General features: G+C 69.4%; 11 protein-coding genes. 7 read left to right on the top strand and 4 right to left on the bottom strand.

Annotation, left to right across the window (positions count from 1 at the left end; all coding sequences use genetic code 11):
- Positions 1-47: 47 nt before the first annotated feature.
- The 4 genes from VR44_RS18005 to VR44_RS17990 form a co-directional block, all read right to left on the bottom strand.
- The gene (locus VR44_RS18005) at positions 48-830 is read right to left on the bottom strand and encodes a succinate dehydrogenase/fumarate reductase iron-sulfur subunit (protein ID WP_045948542.1); all 783 of its coding nucleotides are present in this window, start codon (positions 828-830) and stop codon (positions 48-50) included.
- On the bottom strand, positions 827-2,728 hold the full coding sequence (locus VR44_RS18000) for a fumarate reductase/succinate dehydrogenase flavoprotein subunit (RefSeq protein ID WP_045948541.1): 1,902 nt from the start codon (positions 2,726-2,728) through the stop codon (positions 827-829). The genes VR44_RS18005 and VR44_RS18000 overlap by 4 nt, the downstream gene beginning before the upstream one ends.
- A 1-nt stretch (position 2,729) precedes the next feature.
- Entirely contained in the window at positions 2,730-3,554 is an 825-nt protein-coding gene (locus tag VR44_RS17995) for a hypothetical protein (protein ID WP_045948540.1), read from the bottom strand.
- A 94-nt stretch (positions 3,555-3,648) separates the two neighbouring features.
- Positions 3,649-3,873 carry a hypothetical protein gene (locus tag VR44_RS17990; RefSeq protein WP_045948539.1) on the bottom strand — a complete coding sequence of 75 codons (225 nt, stop codon included), beginning with the start codon at positions 3,871-3,873 and terminating at the stop codon, positions 3,649-3,651.
- Between the two features lie 359 nt (positions 3,874-4,232).
- On the opposite strand from VR44_RS17990, the gene VR44_RS17985 reads away from it, so the two are divergent.
- The 7 genes from VR44_RS17985 to VR44_RS17955 all read left to right on the top strand — a co-directional run.
- On the top strand, positions 4,233-6,659 hold the full coding sequence (locus VR44_RS17985) for an ABC transporter family substrate-binding protein (protein ID WP_045948538.1): 2,427 nt from the start codon (positions 4,233-4,235) through the stop codon (positions 6,657-6,659).
- Positions 6,660-7,010: 351 nt separating this feature from the next.
- Positions 7,011-8,915 (top strand): translational GTPase TypA, encoded by a 1,905-nt coding sequence (gene typA, locus VR44_RS17980; protein WP_045948537.1) that lies wholly within the window; start codon positions 7,011-7,013, stop codon positions 8,913-8,915.
- Between the two features lie 424 nt (positions 8,916-9,339).
- Positions 9,340-10,983: a peptide ABC transporter substrate-binding protein gene (locus VR44_RS17975; protein ID WP_045948536.1), complete on the top strand. Its 1,644-nt coding sequence runs from the start codon at positions 9,340-9,342 to the stop codon at positions 10,981-10,983.
- A gap of 181 nt (positions 10,984-11,164) precedes the next feature.
- Complete coding sequence (locus VR44_RS17970) at positions 11,165-12,088, top strand: ABC transporter permease (protein WP_045948535.1); 924 nt, start codon at positions 11,165-11,167, stop codon at positions 12,086-12,088.
- 28 nt (positions 12,089-12,116) lie between these two features.
- Positions 12,117-13,046 (top strand): ABC transporter permease, encoded by a 930-nt coding sequence (locus tag VR44_RS17965; protein ID WP_094191730.1) that lies wholly within the window; start codon positions 12,117-12,119, stop codon positions 13,044-13,046.
- An 18-nt stretch (positions 13,047-13,064) separates the two neighbouring features.
- Positions 13,065-14,120: an ABC transporter ATP-binding protein gene (locus VR44_RS17960; protein WP_045948534.1), complete on the top strand. Its 1,056-nt coding sequence runs from the start codon at positions 13,065-13,067 to the stop codon at positions 14,118-14,120.
- Positions 14,113-14,502, top strand: a 390-nt coding sequence (locus tag VR44_RS17955) for an ATP-binding cassette domain-containing protein (RefSeq protein WP_045948533.1), incomplete at its 3' end; no start/stop codon positions are given. The genes VR44_RS17960 and VR44_RS17955, both read left to right, overlap by 8 nt.

Here is a 14,502-nt window from a genome sequence, read left to right as displayed (position 1 = left end):
GGCGGGCCCCCACCGCGCGGGTCACCCCCGCAGCGGCGGCCCCGCCACTACCGCGGGTCCGAGGCCGAGCGGCGCCTGATCCGGGTGCCCAGCCATACCAGCGGGTCGTACTTGCGGTCCACGGCCCGCTCCTTCAGGGGGATCAGGGCGTTGTCGGTGATCTTGATGCCCTCCGGGCAGACCTCCGTGCAGCACTTGGTGATGTTGCAGTAGCCCAGCCCGTGTTCCTCCTGGGCCGTGCGTTTGCGGTCCAGGCCGGTCTCCTCGGCCGCGTCCAGGGGGTGCATGTCCAGTTCGGCGACGCGCATCAGGAAGCGGGGGCCCGCGAAGGCGGGCTTGTTCTCCTCGTGGTCGCGTACCACGTGGCAGGTGTCCTGGCACAGGAAGCACTCGATGCACTTGCGGAACTCCTGCGAGCGTTCCACGTCCACCTGCTGCATCCGGTACTCGCCCGGCGCCAGCCCGGCCGGCGGTACGAACGCCGGGACGGAGCGGGCCTTCTCGTAGTTGAAGGACACGTCCGTCACCAGGTCCCGCACCACCGGGAAGGCCCGCAGCGGGGTGATCGTGACCGTCTCCGTCCGGTCGAAGACCGACATGCGGGTCATGCACATCAGCCGCGGCCGCCCGTTGATCTCCGCGCTGCACGAGCCGCACTTGCCGGCCTTGCAGTTCCAGCGCACCGCCAGGTCCGGGGCCTGGGTGGCCTGGAGCCGGTGGACGATGTCCAGGACCACCTCGCCGTCGTGCACCTCGACGGTGAAGTCCCGCAGGTCCCCGCCTTCCGCGTCGCCCCGCCAGACCCGGAAGCGGGCGTCGTAGGTGGTCATCCGGTGAGCTCCTCTTCGGCGAGGTACTTGGCCAGCTCGTCCTTCTCGAACAGGGCGAGCAGATCGGGGCGGATGGGCTCGGTCCGGACGCGTACGAGGGCGATCCGGTCGGCCGCCGGATCGGCCGGGGCCGGGTCCACGGGACGGCACAGCAGGTTCACCGGCCGCCACTCCCGTTCCATCGCCGGGCGGTCCTCGCGGGTGTGCCCGCCCCGGCTCTCGGTGCGCTCCAGGGCGGCGCGGGCCACGCACTCGCTGACCAGCAGCATGTTGCGCAGGTCCAGTGCGAGGTGCCAGCCCGGGTTGAACTGCCGATGCCCCTCGACGCCGGCGCGGGCGGCCCGTGCGCGCAGGGTGGCGAGCCGCTTCAGGGCCTCGGCCATCTCGGCCTCGCGGCGGATGATGCCGACCAGGTCGTTCATGGTCGTCTGGAGCTCCTGGTGGAGCGTGTACGGGTTCTCCGCGCCCTCGTCGGCGTGGAAGGGGGCCAGTGCCTCGGCCGCGGCCGCGTCGACCTGCTCCTGGGAGACGGCCGGACGCTCCCCTCCGCCCGCCGCGTACTGCGCCGCGTGCAGCCCGGCCCGCCGACCGAAGACCAGCAGGTCGGAGAGGGAGTTGCCGCCGAGCCGGTTCGAGCCGTGCATGCCGCCCGCGACCTCGCCGGCAGCGTACAGCCCGGGCACCCCGACGGTGGCGGCGGTGTCGGAGTCGACGGCGATCCCGCCCATGACGTAGTGGCAGGTCGGCCCGACCTCCATCGGTTCGGCGGTGATGTCCACGTCCGCCAGTTCCTTGAACTGGTGGTACATGGAGGGGAGCCGGCGTTTGATCTTCTCGGCGGGCATCCGGGTGGACACGTCAAGGAAGACTCCGCCGTGCGGGGAGCCGCGGCCCGCCTTGACCTCGGAGTTGATGGCGCGGGCGACCTCGTCGCGGGGCAGCAGCTCGGGCGGGCGCCGGTTGTTGTCCGGGTCCTCGTACCAGCGGTCGCCCTCCTCCTCCGTCTCGGCGTACTTCTCCTTGAAGACGTCGGGGACGTAGTCGAACATGAACCGCTTGCCCTCGCTGTTGCGCAGCACCCCGCCGTCGCCGCGGACCGATTCGGTGACGAGGATGCCCTTCACGGACGGCGGCCAGACCATGCCCGTGGGGTGGAACTGCACGAACTCCATATTGAGGAGCGGGGCTCCGGCGAGCAGGGCCAGCGCGTGGCCGTCGCCGGTGTACTCCCAGGAGTTGGAGGTGGTCTTGAAGGACTTGCCGATCCCGCCCGTGGCGAGGACCACCGCCGGGGCCTCCAGGACGAAGAAACGTCCGCTCTCGCGTTCGTAGCAGAACGTGCCCGCCACCCGGTCCCCGTCCTTCAGGACCCGAGTGACCGTGCACTCCTGGAAGACCTTGAGCCGGGCCTCGTGGTCCCCGTGCTCCTTGAAGTCCTCCTGCTGGAGCTGGACGATCTTCTGCTGGAGGGTGCGGATCAGCTCCAGGCCGGTGCGGTCGCCGACGTGGGCGAGGCGCGGGTACTCGTGGCCGCCGAAGTTGCGCTGCGAGATCCTCCCGTCGGGCGTCCGGTCGAAGAGCGCGCCCCAGGTCTCCAGTTCCCACACCCGGTCCGGGGCCTCCTTGGCGTGCAGCTCCGCCATCCGCCACTGGTTGAGGAACTTCCCGCCGCGCATGGTGTCGCGGAAGTGGACCTGCCAGTTGTCGTGCGCGTTGGCGTTGCCCATGGAGGCGGCGATCCCGCCCTCCGCCATGACGGTGTGGGCCTTGCCGAAGAGGGATTTGCAGATCACCGCCGTACGGGCGCCCCGCTCCCGGGCCTCGATCGCGGCCCGCAGCCCGGCGCCGCCCGCGCCGACCACGACCACGTCCCACTGCTGCCGGTCGACTTGGGTCATCTCAGAAGATCCTCGGGTCGGTGAAGGTGCCGGTGGCCAGCAGGTACACGTAGAAGTCGCACAGGGCCACGCTGATCAGGGAGGCCCAGGCGAGCTGCATGTGGCGGGTGTTGAGCCGGCCGACCCAGCTCCACAGGCGGTAGCGCACGGGGTGCGCGGAGAAGTGCTTGAGGCGGCCGCCCATGATGTGCCGGCAGGAGTGGCAGGACAGGGTGTAGGCCCAGATCAGCGTGATGTTGACCAGGAACAGCAGGGTCCCGAGACCCATGTGGCCCCACGCGTAGTGCCCGTCGCGGAAGGTCAGCACGGTGTCGTACGTCAGGATCCCCGCGACCGGGACGGCCGCGTAGAAGAAGTAGCGGTGCGCGTTCTGCAGGATCAGCGGCAAGCGGGTCTCACCGGTGTACCCGGTGTGCGGTTCGGCGACCGCGCAGGCGGGCGGTGAGGCCCAGAAGGCGCGGTAGTAGGCCTTGCGGTAGTAGTAGCAGGTCAGCCGGAAGCCGAGGGGGAAGACCAGGATCAGCAGGGCGGGGGACAGGACCCACCAGCTGCCGAAGAGGGCGACGTTGGGGCCGCCGCGCATCGTCTCGCAGTTCTCCGCCAGGCAGGGCGAGTAGAACGGGGAGACGTACGGGGCCGCGTAGTAGTGGGCGTTCGCGAACGCCCGCCAGGTCGAGTACACGATGAAGGCGAGCAGCCCGGCCGCGGTGCCGGCGGGGGCCAGCCACCACCGGTCGGTCCGCAGGTGCCGGGCCGTGATCGCGGCCCGGGAGGGGGAGTGGACCCCGCCGGGCCGTTGCTGGGGTGGTTCCGTGCCTGTGGCCAAGGAGAACTCCGGGTGGAGTGCGATGAGGGGTGGCCCAGGAGGCCCGGCCGCTCGCGCGGCCGGGCCAGATGGGGGTCGGGGGGACGGGAGTGGATCAGGGGGCGCGGCGGTCGCGGACGCCGAGGCCCTCGTCGTCGGTGTCCGTCCACTTGGACTGGTCGTACGGGGTGTCCGGGACGGAGACCATCCCGGCGGGGCCGGAGGGCTTGGGGGCGGCGGCCGGTGACTGCCGGGCGACGTCCTGCTCCAGCCGTTCCACCGAGCGGACCAGCTCGTTCAGGTTGCGTCGTACGGCGGTCAGATCGTCTTGCAGGGACATGACGTGACCTCACTTCCGCGGGGGTGCGGTGGCAACGCTCACGGGCGCCTGCGAGTGTCGCGCCTCCCGTCCCCGGTTGTGAAGGGACGTGCAGCGATTCCGGGCGCGCAGGCGCAAACCGTGCGCCCCTCCCTGCCCCCATTTTCATCCCTCGAACGAGGGACCGCCCGTCCGGGCCGCAACCGGGATTGGTCCGCACGGGTGGGGTTCGCGGCGTGGCGCGGGTCCGCTCCGGTGGACCCGGCGGGCTGTCTATTTCAGTGGGTTCCGGCACCAGTGTGATCAGCTCCATATACCGCCGAACGTGATCAAGACCCCCCTCTTTCACGGCTCCACGCCCCGCCCCGGAGGTACCACCCATGACCCAGAGAACGCGCAGGTCCTTGGCGCTCCTCACCTCGGGAGTCCTTGCACTGCCGCTGCTCGCGGGCTGCGGGGCGGGTGAGGACGACGGCGGGCCGGCCGCCGCCGGGCCGGACATCGCGCTGACGGCCCGCGAGCAGGTGGCCGACGGCGGGGTGCTGCGCTGGGCGGTGGACTCCCTGCCGGAGACCCTGAACAGCTTCCAGGCCGACGCGGACGCCACCACCACCCGGATCGCGGGGGCGGTCCTGCCCCAGCTGTTCACGCTGGACGCCAAGGGCCGGCCGGTGGCCAATCCCGACTACCTGGAGAAGGCGGAGGTCGTCGCGCGCGAGCCCAAGCAGGTCGTGCTCTACCGGCTGAACCAGAAGGCGGTGTGGAGCGACGGGCGGGAGATCGGCGCCCCCGACTTCGTGGCCCAGTGGCGGGCGCTGAACGGCAAGGACTCGGCGTACTGGACGGCCCGCAACGCCGGCTACGAGCGGATCGAGAAGATCGAGCGCGGCAAGTCCGACCTGGAGGTCAAGGTCACCTTCAACCGCCCGTACGCGGACTGGCGCTCCCTGTTCAGCCCGCTCTACCCGAAGCAGGTCATGGGCACCCCGGAGGCCTTCAACGAGGGGGCCCGGGGCGCCCTCAAGGTCACCGCGGGGCCCTTCAACCTCGGGGCCGTCGACAAGAAGACCGGTACGGCGGCGCTGACCCGCAACCCCCGCTGGTGGGGCCGGCCCGCGAAGCTGGACACCCTGGTGCTGACGGCGGTCCCCCGGGCCGGCCGGCCGGCCGCGCTGGCCGCCGGGAAGGTGGACCTGGCGGAGATCGACCGTGCGGGCGCCGACCGCATCGCCCTCGCGCACCGGGACGCGGGCCGGGTCGACGGCAGCCACGGCCCGGGCGCCTCCCTCACCCCGGCGCAGGCCACCCTCTCCTGGGCGCTGGCGCACGGTACCGACGAGGCCAAGGCGAAGGAGGAGCAGGAGAGCCGGCAGAAGACCGCCGAGGCGGTGAAGGCGTACGCGGACGAGCAGTCGGCCCTGCGCGGCTTCGAGGTCCGCAAGTCGCTGGAGCCCTCGTACACCCAGCTGGCCATGAACGGGGCCTCCGGTCCGCTGGCCGACGAGCGGGTGCGCCGGGCGGTCGCCCGGGCGCTGGACCGCAAGGAGCTCGCGGAGATCGTCCTCAAGCCGCTCGGCCTGCCGGCGAAGCCCGTCGGCAGCCACCTGGCCCTGGCCGGCCAGCAGGCGTACGCGGACAACAGCGACGCGCTGGGCGGGCAGGACACGCACGCGGCCCAGGCCCTGCTGGCGGACGCGGGCTGGCGCAAGGGCGGCAAGCTCACCGAGCCGGACGGGGCGAAGGCGGGCCCGGAGGGCGAGGGCGCGACGGACGACTCCAAGACCCCGAGGGGCGCCAAGCCGGGCCCGGGCGACGGCACCGGCAACGACGGCCTCTACATCGTGGGCCAGGACGACGGCCGCAACGGCGCGGTGCGCCGGGACCGCCCGGACCGCCAGGGCCGGGCGGGACGCCCGGGCGCCCCCAGCGCCGGCCCGCACGTGTTCCAGGAGGGCCGGGTCGACTTCGGGGAGCAGCTCGTCGACGAGGGGATCGCCTTCGCCCCGGGCGGCCTGCGCGCCGGGCTCTCGCCGGTGCTGGCCCCGTCCTCGCTGGCCGCCCAGCAGGAGGAGGCGCTGCTGACCCAGGCGGGCGCCATCGAGGACGGCAAGCGCGCGGCCGCCGCGGCGGCCGCGAAGGCGAAGGCGGAGGCCGACGGCGAGGGCGAGGACGCCAAGGAGCCCGCCAAGGCCACCCCGGCCCCGGCCCCCGTCAAGCAGACCGTGCCCCGTACCTCGGGTGCCATGCTCGCCAAGGACGGCAAGCAGCTGAACCTGCGCTTCGTCCTGCCGGCCGGTCCCGGCTCGGAGGCCCTGCGCGCGGTCGGCGACCGGATCTCCCAGACGCTGCGGAAGATCGGCATCAACGCCCAGGTGGTCAAGGTGCCCGACGAGAGCTTCTTCAAGGACCACATCGCCTCGGGCCAGTACGACCTGGCCCTGTACTCCTGGCCGGCGACCGCCTTCCCGGCCACCGACGCCCGGCCGATCTTCGCGAAGCCGGAGCCGGCCGCCGACGGCTCGCTCCTCGTGGAGCAGAACTACACCCGGGTCGGCACCGACCACATCGACCAGCTCTTCGACCAGGCGGCCGGCGAGCTGGACGAGGCGAAGGCCCGTGACCTGATGCGCAAGGCGGACGCCAGGATCTGGGCCGAGGCCGGTTCCGTGCCCCTCTACCAGCGCCCGGAGCTGGTCGCCGCCAAGCCGGGTCTGGCCAACGCCGGCGCGTTCGGGCTGGGGGCGCCCCGTTTCCAGGACATCGGCTGGAAGAAGCCCTCCGCCGCGAAGGACGAGAAGAAGAAGTAGCCGGGGGAGGGAAGACCGGCCGGCGAAGAAGTGGTGAAAAAACGGGGCCTGTCGGGTTGACCGGCGGGTAGCAAGCTCAGAACTGACTCAAGTTCCTTGCCCGCCGGATCCCCGGCGGGCAAGGTCGTGCGTACCCGTTGACCCGCATGAACACAGGCAGTACCCCGAGCCGGGAAGCCCCACCCACGACCCGGTTCTCCTCAGCCGTCCGGCCCCTTGACAGCCCCCCCGGCAGGCGGTTCCCCCCGATCGACGTACGATGGGGTAAGGCCGTGGCAGGTTTCCGCCCGGCAGAGGCTCGCGTGCCAGGCCGTACGCGACGCCATCCACGATCCCGGGAGAAGCGCCGAAGTGCCCACGCGCCACGACATCCGTAACGTCGCCATCGTCGCCCACGTCGACCATGGCAAGACGACCATCGTCGATGCCATGCTCAAGCAGGCCGGTGCCTTCGCCGCCCACCAGCAGCTCGACGACCGCATGATGGACTCGAACGACCTGGAGCGTGAGAAGGGCATCACGATCCTCGCCAAGAACACGGCGGTGAAGTATCACCCCAAGGACGGCGGGGCCCCGATCACGATCAACATCATCGACACCCCCGGCCACGCCGACTTCGGTGGCGAGGTCGAGCGCGGTCTGTCGATGGTGGACGCCGTCGTCCTGCTGGTGGACGCCTCCGAGGGTCCGCTGCCCCAGACCCGCTTCGTGCTCCGCAAGGCCCTCCAGCAGCGCAAGCCGGTCATCCTCTGCATCAACAAGACGGACCGCCCGGACTCCCGGATCGACGAGGTCGTCAACGAGACCTACGACCTGTTCCTGGACCTGGACGCCGACGAGGACCAGATCGAGTTCCCGATCGTCTACGCCTGCGGCCGTGACGGCATCGCCTCGCTGACCAAGCCGGAGGACGGCACCGTCCCGGCGGACAGCGACAACCTGGAGCCGTTCTTCTCCACCATCCTGGAGCACGTCCCGGCCCCGACCTACGACGAAGAGGCCCCCCTCCAGGCCCACGTCACCAACCTCGACGCCGACAACTTCCTCGGCCGCATCGCGCTGCTGCGCGTCGAGCAGGGCGAGCTGCGCAAGGGCCAGACGGTCGCGTGGATCAAGCGTGACGGCACGGTCTCCAACGTCCGCATCACCGAGCTGATGATGACCGAGGCGCTCACCCGCAAGCCGGCCGAGGTGGCCGGCCCCGGTGACATCTGCGCCGTCGCCGGTATCCCCGACATCATGATCGGCGAGACCCTGGCCGACCCGGAGAACCCGATCGCGCTGCCGCTGATCACGGTGGACGAGCCGGCCATCTCCATGGTCATCGGCACCAACACCTCCCCGCTGGTCGGCCGCGGCGGCTCCGGCAAGGGCGCGGACGCGAAGGCCGCGGTCAAGGACCGCAAGGTCACCGCCCGCCAGGTCAAGGACCGCCTGGACCGCGAGCTGATCGGTAACGTCTCGCTGCGCGTCCTGGACACCGAGCGCCCGGACGCCTGGGAGGTCCAGGGCCGTGGTGAGCTCGCGCTCGCCATCCTGGTCGAGCAGATGCGCCGCGAGGGCTTCGAGCTGACCATCGGCAAGCCGCAGGTCGTCACCAAGGAGGTCGACGGCAAGACCTACGAGCCCGTCGAGCGCATGACGATCGACGTGCCCGAGGAGCACATGGGTGCCGTCACCCAGCTCATGGGCGTCCGCAAGGGCCGCATGGACAACATGTCGAACCACGGCTCCGGCTGGGTCCGCATGGAGTTCGTGGTCCCGTCCCGCGGTCTGATCGGCTTCCGCACGGAGTTCCTGACGAACACCCGCGGCACCGGCATCGCCCACTCGATCCACGAGGGCCACGAGCCGTGGTTCGGCCAGCTGGTCACCCGTAACAACGGCTCCCTGGTCGCCGACCGCGCCGGTGCGGTCACCGCGTTCGCGATGACCAACCTGCAGGAGCGCGGCGTGCTGTTCACCGACCCCGGCACCGAGGTGTACGAGGGCATGATCGTCGGCGAGAACTCGCGCGCCGACGACATGGACGTGAACATCACCAAGGAGAAGAAGCTCACGAACATGCGCTCCTCCTCCGCCGACTCCTTCGAGGCGATCGTCCCGCCGCGCAAGCTGTCCCTGGAGCAGTCCCTGGAGTTCTGCCGCGACGACGAGTGCGTCGAGGTGACCCCGGAGGCCGTCCGCATCCGCAAGGTCGTCCTGGACCAGAAGGAGCGCTCGCGCACCGCTTCGCGCGCCAAGTCGGCCAAGTAGGACGCGAGTCGGCTTCTGGCCGAAACTCGTAGCTTCGGCGAGGGCCCCTCCCCGCACCGGACCGGTGCGGGGAGGGGCCCTCGCCGTTTGTCAAACGGATTCTGACGCGCGAGTGTCCGCATACCGACCGTGACGCTCCGGAAGAAGGACTAACCGTCCGTTTCGCACGTGTCTGTCTCCTATCCGTTTGTCCGGATTTCGGGTTTTCGCCATGCGGTGATGTTGTGAAAACGAGACCACTTAACTGTGGTTTACGGTCTGGGCGTCCCTGAGGATGGCTCCATTGAGCTCGGGTCAATGGGTCACACGCTGTGGGGAGCGTCGACTCACGAGCACACACGACGGGACCGGATTTCGCTGTCAGGGGTGTCAGCGGATGACGGGCCCACATCATCGACAGTGACTCCTGAGGAGGCTATTACCCATGCGCGGAGCAACGAGCGCCAAGTGGGTCGTGGGTGCGGTCATCGTGGCGATGGCCGCCACCGCATGCAGCAGCAACGACGCCGGCAGCAAGGACAGCGCCAAGGGCGGCACGTTCCGCCTCGGCATCACCGAGCCGACGGCGATCGACCCGTACAACTCCCAGGAGTCCGAGGGCGCGCTCGTCACGCACAACCTCTTCACGGGTCTGTACAGCGCCACGGTCGACGGCAAGCTGAAGCCCGAACTCGCCGAGTCGGTCCAGACCAGCGACGACGGCAAGACCTGGACCTTCAAGATCAAGCAGGGCACGAAGTTCTCCAACGGCGAGGCCGTTGACGCCGAGTCCTTCGTCCGCGGCTGGACCCGTGTGGTCGCCAAGGACTCCGCCTCCGACGTCGCCTACCCGTTCGCGGGCATCAACGGCTACAAGGAGCTCAACGGCGGCAACGCCACCACCTTCGCCGGTGTGACCGCTCCGGACGCGAGCACCCTCAAGGTCGAGCTCTCCGAGGCCGACTTCGAGTTCGACAAGAAGACCGTGCACCAGGCCTTCAGCCCGGTCCCGAAGGTCGCCGGCGCCGCCAGCAACAAGGCGTACAACGACGCGCCGATCGGCAACGGCCCCTTCAAGATGGAGGGTTCGTGGCAGCACAACAAGTCCATCACCCTCGTCCGTAACGACGACTACGGCCTGGAGAAGGCCAAGCTCGCCAAGGTCGAGATCTCGATCCTGAACTCGGCCAACGGCTCCACCCTGGAGTACCAGGGCTTCCAGTCGGGCCAGTTCGACTGGGCGCGTATGCCCACGCCGCAGCAGCCGGTGGCGAAGGCCAAGTACTCGCCCATGAAGAAGTGGATCGAGGCCGACACCAGCGGTGTCAACTACCTGGTCGCCTTCAACCAGACCGCGCCGCTGAACAACCCCGACGCCCGCAAGGCGATCTCCTACGCGATCGACCGCGAGGCCATCGCCAAGGGTGTCTTCCAGGGCATGCAGAAGCCGGCCACCTCGGTCCTGCCGCCGTCCTTCGCGGACACCTACCAGGACGGCGTCTGCTCCTCCTGCGTCAAGCAGGACAAGGAGAAGGCCAAGCAGTACGCGGAGAAGGGCGGCCTGAAGCCGGGCACCGTCCTCGACTTCGGCTACAACACCGGCGCCGGCCACGAAGAGTGGGTCCAGGCCGTCGCGCAGCAGCTGAAGGACGTCCTCGGCCTCGACGTCAAGCTGAACGGCAAGCCGTTCAAGGAGGCCCTGGCCCAGCAGCAGGACAAGGCGACCGGTGGCATCTGGCGCTCGGCGTGGGGCGCGGACTACCCGACCCCGGACAACTTCCTGTACCCGCTGCTCGACTCGGGTTCGATCAACGAGGACCCGGCGACGGGCAAGGCGGCCGGTGACAACCGCGGCCGTTACAACAACCCGAAGTTCGACGAGCTGATCACCAAGGCCCGTGGCACCAAGGACCCGGCGGCCCGCGCCGCGGTCTACAAGGAGGCCGAGAAGCTCGCGGTCGACGAGGAGCAGGGTCTCATCCCGCTGTGGAAGCGCACCCAGTTCCGCCTCGCGGCCACGGACAAGTTCAACAACATCCAGCTGGACTTCTTCGAGGACCCGAACCTCGCTGAGATCTCGGCCAAGTAAGAGCCTCCTCAACAACAGGTAGGCGAAGGTCGTGGGGGCCCGGAGTCACTACTTCGGTCCCCACGGCCTTCGCTCAGTCCCGGGCGCACCCCTCTCCCTTGTCGATCCGCGCCCGGATGCGGCCAATCTCCCGATCGGATGATGCCGCCAACCCCCACGCTCGGTATGTAAAGGAGGCATCGTGGGAAGGTATGTGATCCGGCGGCTCGGACAGATGGTTGTCGTTCTCTTCGGTGCGACGGTTATCCTCTTCTGCTGTCTTTTCGTTCTCCCCGGCGACCCTGTGGGTTCGCTCGGTGGTGACAAGGCCCGTGACCCGGCCGTGGTCGAGGCGCTCCGCGAGCGCTACGGCCTCAACGACCCGCTGCCCGTGCAGTACGGGAATTTCGTCAAGAACCTCGCGCAGGGCGACCTCGGTGAGGACTACACCCAGCGCCGGCCGGTGACCGAGGTCCTCGCGCCGAAGCTCACGAACACCGCTGAGCTCGCGCTGGCCGCCATCGTCCTGGACATCCTGATCGGCCTGCTGGCGGGTCTGATCGCCGCGCTGTTCAGATACTCGTTCTGGGACGTGTTGATCACGCTCTTGACCACGATGGCCGTCGGCTTCCCGTCCTTCGTGATCGGCATGGTGCTCCAGAAGGTCTTCGTGGTCCAGTTCAAGTGGTTCCCGCTGATCTCCGACGGCACCATGAACTCGCTGATCCTCCCTGCCTTCACGCTGGCGATCCTGGACGCCGCCCTCGTGGCCCGGCTCATGCGCGGCACCATGCTGGAGGTGCTGCGCGCCGACTACGTCAAGACGGCCGTCGCCAAGGGTCTGCCGCGGCGGACCGTGCTCGTCAAGCACGTCATGCGCAACTCGATCATCCCGGTCGTCACGTACCTGGGTATCTCCTTCGGCTCGCTGCTCGGTGGCGCCCTGATCACCGAGGCGATCTTCAACTGGGACGGCATCGGGCTCGCCCTGGTGCAGGCGGTCCAGCAGCAGAACAACCCGATCATCATCGGCGTGGTGAGCTTCGGCGTCGCCGTGTTCGTTCTGCTCAACCTCCTCGTCGACCTCTTGTACGCGGTCCTCGACCCGCGCATCCGTCTCGCCTGATCCAGGCAGCCCGTTCTAGGAGTTACCCATGACCGAGCTCACCAAGAGCACATCGGTGGCGGGGGACGCGACCGCACCGGCGCAGGCCGCGAACGCGGAGGCCGAACCGGCCGTCGCCCGCGTGACCCAGTGGGGCGAGATCCGCCACCGCTTCCTCGCCAACAAGCTGGCCGTCGTCGGCCTCGGCCTCGTCCTGCTGCTGTTCCTCACCGCGGCCTTCGCTCCGCTGATCGCCCCGCAGGACCCGCTGGCCCAGGACCTGAACAACACCCTTCAGGAGCCGGGCAACGGTCACCTGCTGGGAACCGACGCGCTCGGCCGCGACCAGTTCTCCCGCATCATCTACGGCACCCGCATCGCCGTGGAGATCGGTCTCGCGTCGATCTTCCTGGCGTGCCTCATCGGCATCGTCATCGGTGCGCTCGCCGGCTACTTCGGCCGCGCCACCGACTCGGTGCTGATGCGCATCGCCGACGTCTTCTTCGCCTTCCCGCTGCTGATCGGTGCCATCGTCATCATCATCGCGATGGGCCGGGGCGTCATGCCGGTGATCATCTCGCTGGCCGTCTTCTCGTGGCCGACGGTCTCCCGTCTGCTGCGCAGCTCGATCCTGTCGGTCCGTGAGGCCGACTACGTGCTGGCCGCCCGCGCCCTGGGCGCGGACACCCGCCGGATCATCCTGCGGCACATCATCCCCAACTCCATCGCCGCCGTGATGGCCTACGCCGCGTTCAGCGTCGGCGGCGCCATCGTGGCCGAGGCCTCGCTGTCCTTCCTGGGCGTGGGCGTCAGCCCCGAGGTCCCGGAGTGGGGCAACATGCTCGCCGCCGCCAAGGACTTCATGGGGGTCAAGGACTTCCTGTGGACCTACCCCAGCATCGCGATCGTGCTGACGGTCCTTGGCTTCGTATTCGTCGGTGACGGGCTCCGCGACGCCCTCGACCCGAAGCTGCGCTAGAAGGGCGGCACCACCGAAATGACTGCTTCAAGCACCACCGCAGACGTGCCCCGCCAGAGGGGCGGCGACTCCGAGGCGCCCGTTCTCGAAGTGCGTGACCTGCACGTCGAGTTCGCGACCCGCGAAGGCGTCGTCAAGGCCGTCAACGGCGTGAACTACAGCGTCTCCTCCGGCGAGACCCTGGCCGTGCTCGGCGAGTCCGGCTCGGGCAAGTCCGTGACCGCGCAGGCGATCATGGGCATCCTGGACTCGCCCCCCGGGCGGGTCGCCAAGGGCGAGATCCTCTTCCGCGGCCAGGACATCCTCAAGCTGCCGGAGAACGAGCGGCGCAAGCTGCGCGGCCCGAAGATGGCGATGATCTTCCAGGACGCGCTGTCCGCGCTGAACCCGGTCTTCTCCGTCGGCAACCAGCTGGGCGAGATGTTCCGCGTCCACCAGGGCATGTCGAAGAAGGACGCCAAGGTCAAGGCCATCGAGCTGATGGACCGGGTGAAGATCCCCGCGGCCAAGAGCCGGGTCGACGACTACCCGCACCAGTTCTCGGGCGGTATGCGCCAGCGCATCATGATCGCGATGGCGCTCGCCCTGGAGCCGGACCTGATCATCGCGGACGAGCCCACGACGGCGCTCGACGTGACGGTCCAGGCCCAGGTCATGGACCTGCTGGCGGACCTGCAGCGCGAGTACAACATGGGTCTGATCCTGATCACCCACGACCTCGGCGTCGTCGCCGACGTCGCGGACAAGATCGCCGTGATGTACGCGGGCCGCATCGTCGAGCAGGCTCCGGTCCACGAGCTGTACAAGCGCCCCGCGCACCCGTACACCCGTGGTCTGCTGGACTCGATCCCGCGCCTGGACCAGAAGGGCCAGGAGCTCTACGCGATCAAGGGTCTGCCGCCCAACCTGCTCAAGGCCCCCTCGGGCTGCGCCTTCAACCCGCGCTGCCCGAAGGCGCAGGACATCTGCCGCACCGAGATGCCGCCCCTGCTCCAGGTGACCGAGCAGGACGGCACCGAGCTGGCCGGCCGCGCCAGCGCCTGCCACTTCCGCGAGGAGCAGCTCCATGGCTGAGTTCGACAAGAAGGATGACGCCGTGGACGCCACCCCCGGCATCAGCGAGGTCGACGTCGTCGAGGCGGTGACCGAGACGGCGGCCGTGGCCGCCATCGAGGCGCCCGTCGAGCGCGGCGAGCCGATCCTGCAGGTGCGTAACCTGGTCAAGCACTTCCCGCTGACCCAGGGCATCCTGTTCAAGAAGCAGATCGGCGCCGTCCGCGCGGTCGACGGGATCTCCTTCGACCTGCACCAGGGCGAGACCCTCGGCATCGTCGGCGAGTCCGGCTGTGGCAAGTCCACCGTCGCCAAGCTGCTGATGCTGCTGGAGACGGCGACGTCCGGCGAGGTCTTCTACAAGGGCCAGGACATCACGAAGCTGTCGGGCAAGGCCCTCAAG

This window comes from Streptomyces katrae, from assembly GCF_000966975.1.
Classification (GTDB): Bacteria; Actinomycetota; Actinomycetes; order Streptomycetales; family Streptomycetaceae; genus Streptomyces; species Streptomyces katrae.
This window is presented reverse-complemented; position numbering and strand designations above follow the sequence as displayed.

What these genes read in the sequence shown, in the direction of transcription:
- VR44_RS17960 (WP_045948534.1), top strand. Translation starts at nt 13,065, where the DNA reads ATGACTGCTTCAAGCACCACCGCAGACGTGCCCCGCCAGAGGGGCGGC.
- VR44_RS18005 (WP_045948542.1), bottom strand. Translation starts at nt 830, where the DNA reads ATGACCACCTACGACGCCCGCTTCCGGGTCTGGCGGGGCGACGCGGAA.
- VR44_RS17975 (WP_045948536.1), top strand. Translation starts at nt 9,340, where the DNA reads ATGCGCGGAGCAACGAGCGCCAAGTGGGTCGTGGGTGCGGTCATCGTG.
- VR44_RS18000 (WP_045948541.1), bottom strand. Translation starts at nt 2,728, where the DNA reads ATGACCCAAGTCGACCGGCAGCAGTGGGACGTGGTCGTGGTCGGCGCG.
- VR44_RS17990 (WP_045948539.1), bottom strand. Translation starts at nt 3,873, where the DNA reads ATGTCCCTGCAAGACGATCTGACCGCCGTACGACGCAACCTGAACGAG.
- VR44_RS17985 (WP_045948538.1), top strand. Translation starts at nt 4,233, where the DNA reads ATGACCCAGAGAACGCGCAGGTCCTTGGCGCTCCTCACCTCGGGAGTC.
- VR44_RS17965 (WP_094191730.1), top strand. Translation starts at nt 12,117, where the DNA reads ATGACCGAGCTCACCAAGAGCACATCGGTGGCGGGGGACGCGACCGCA.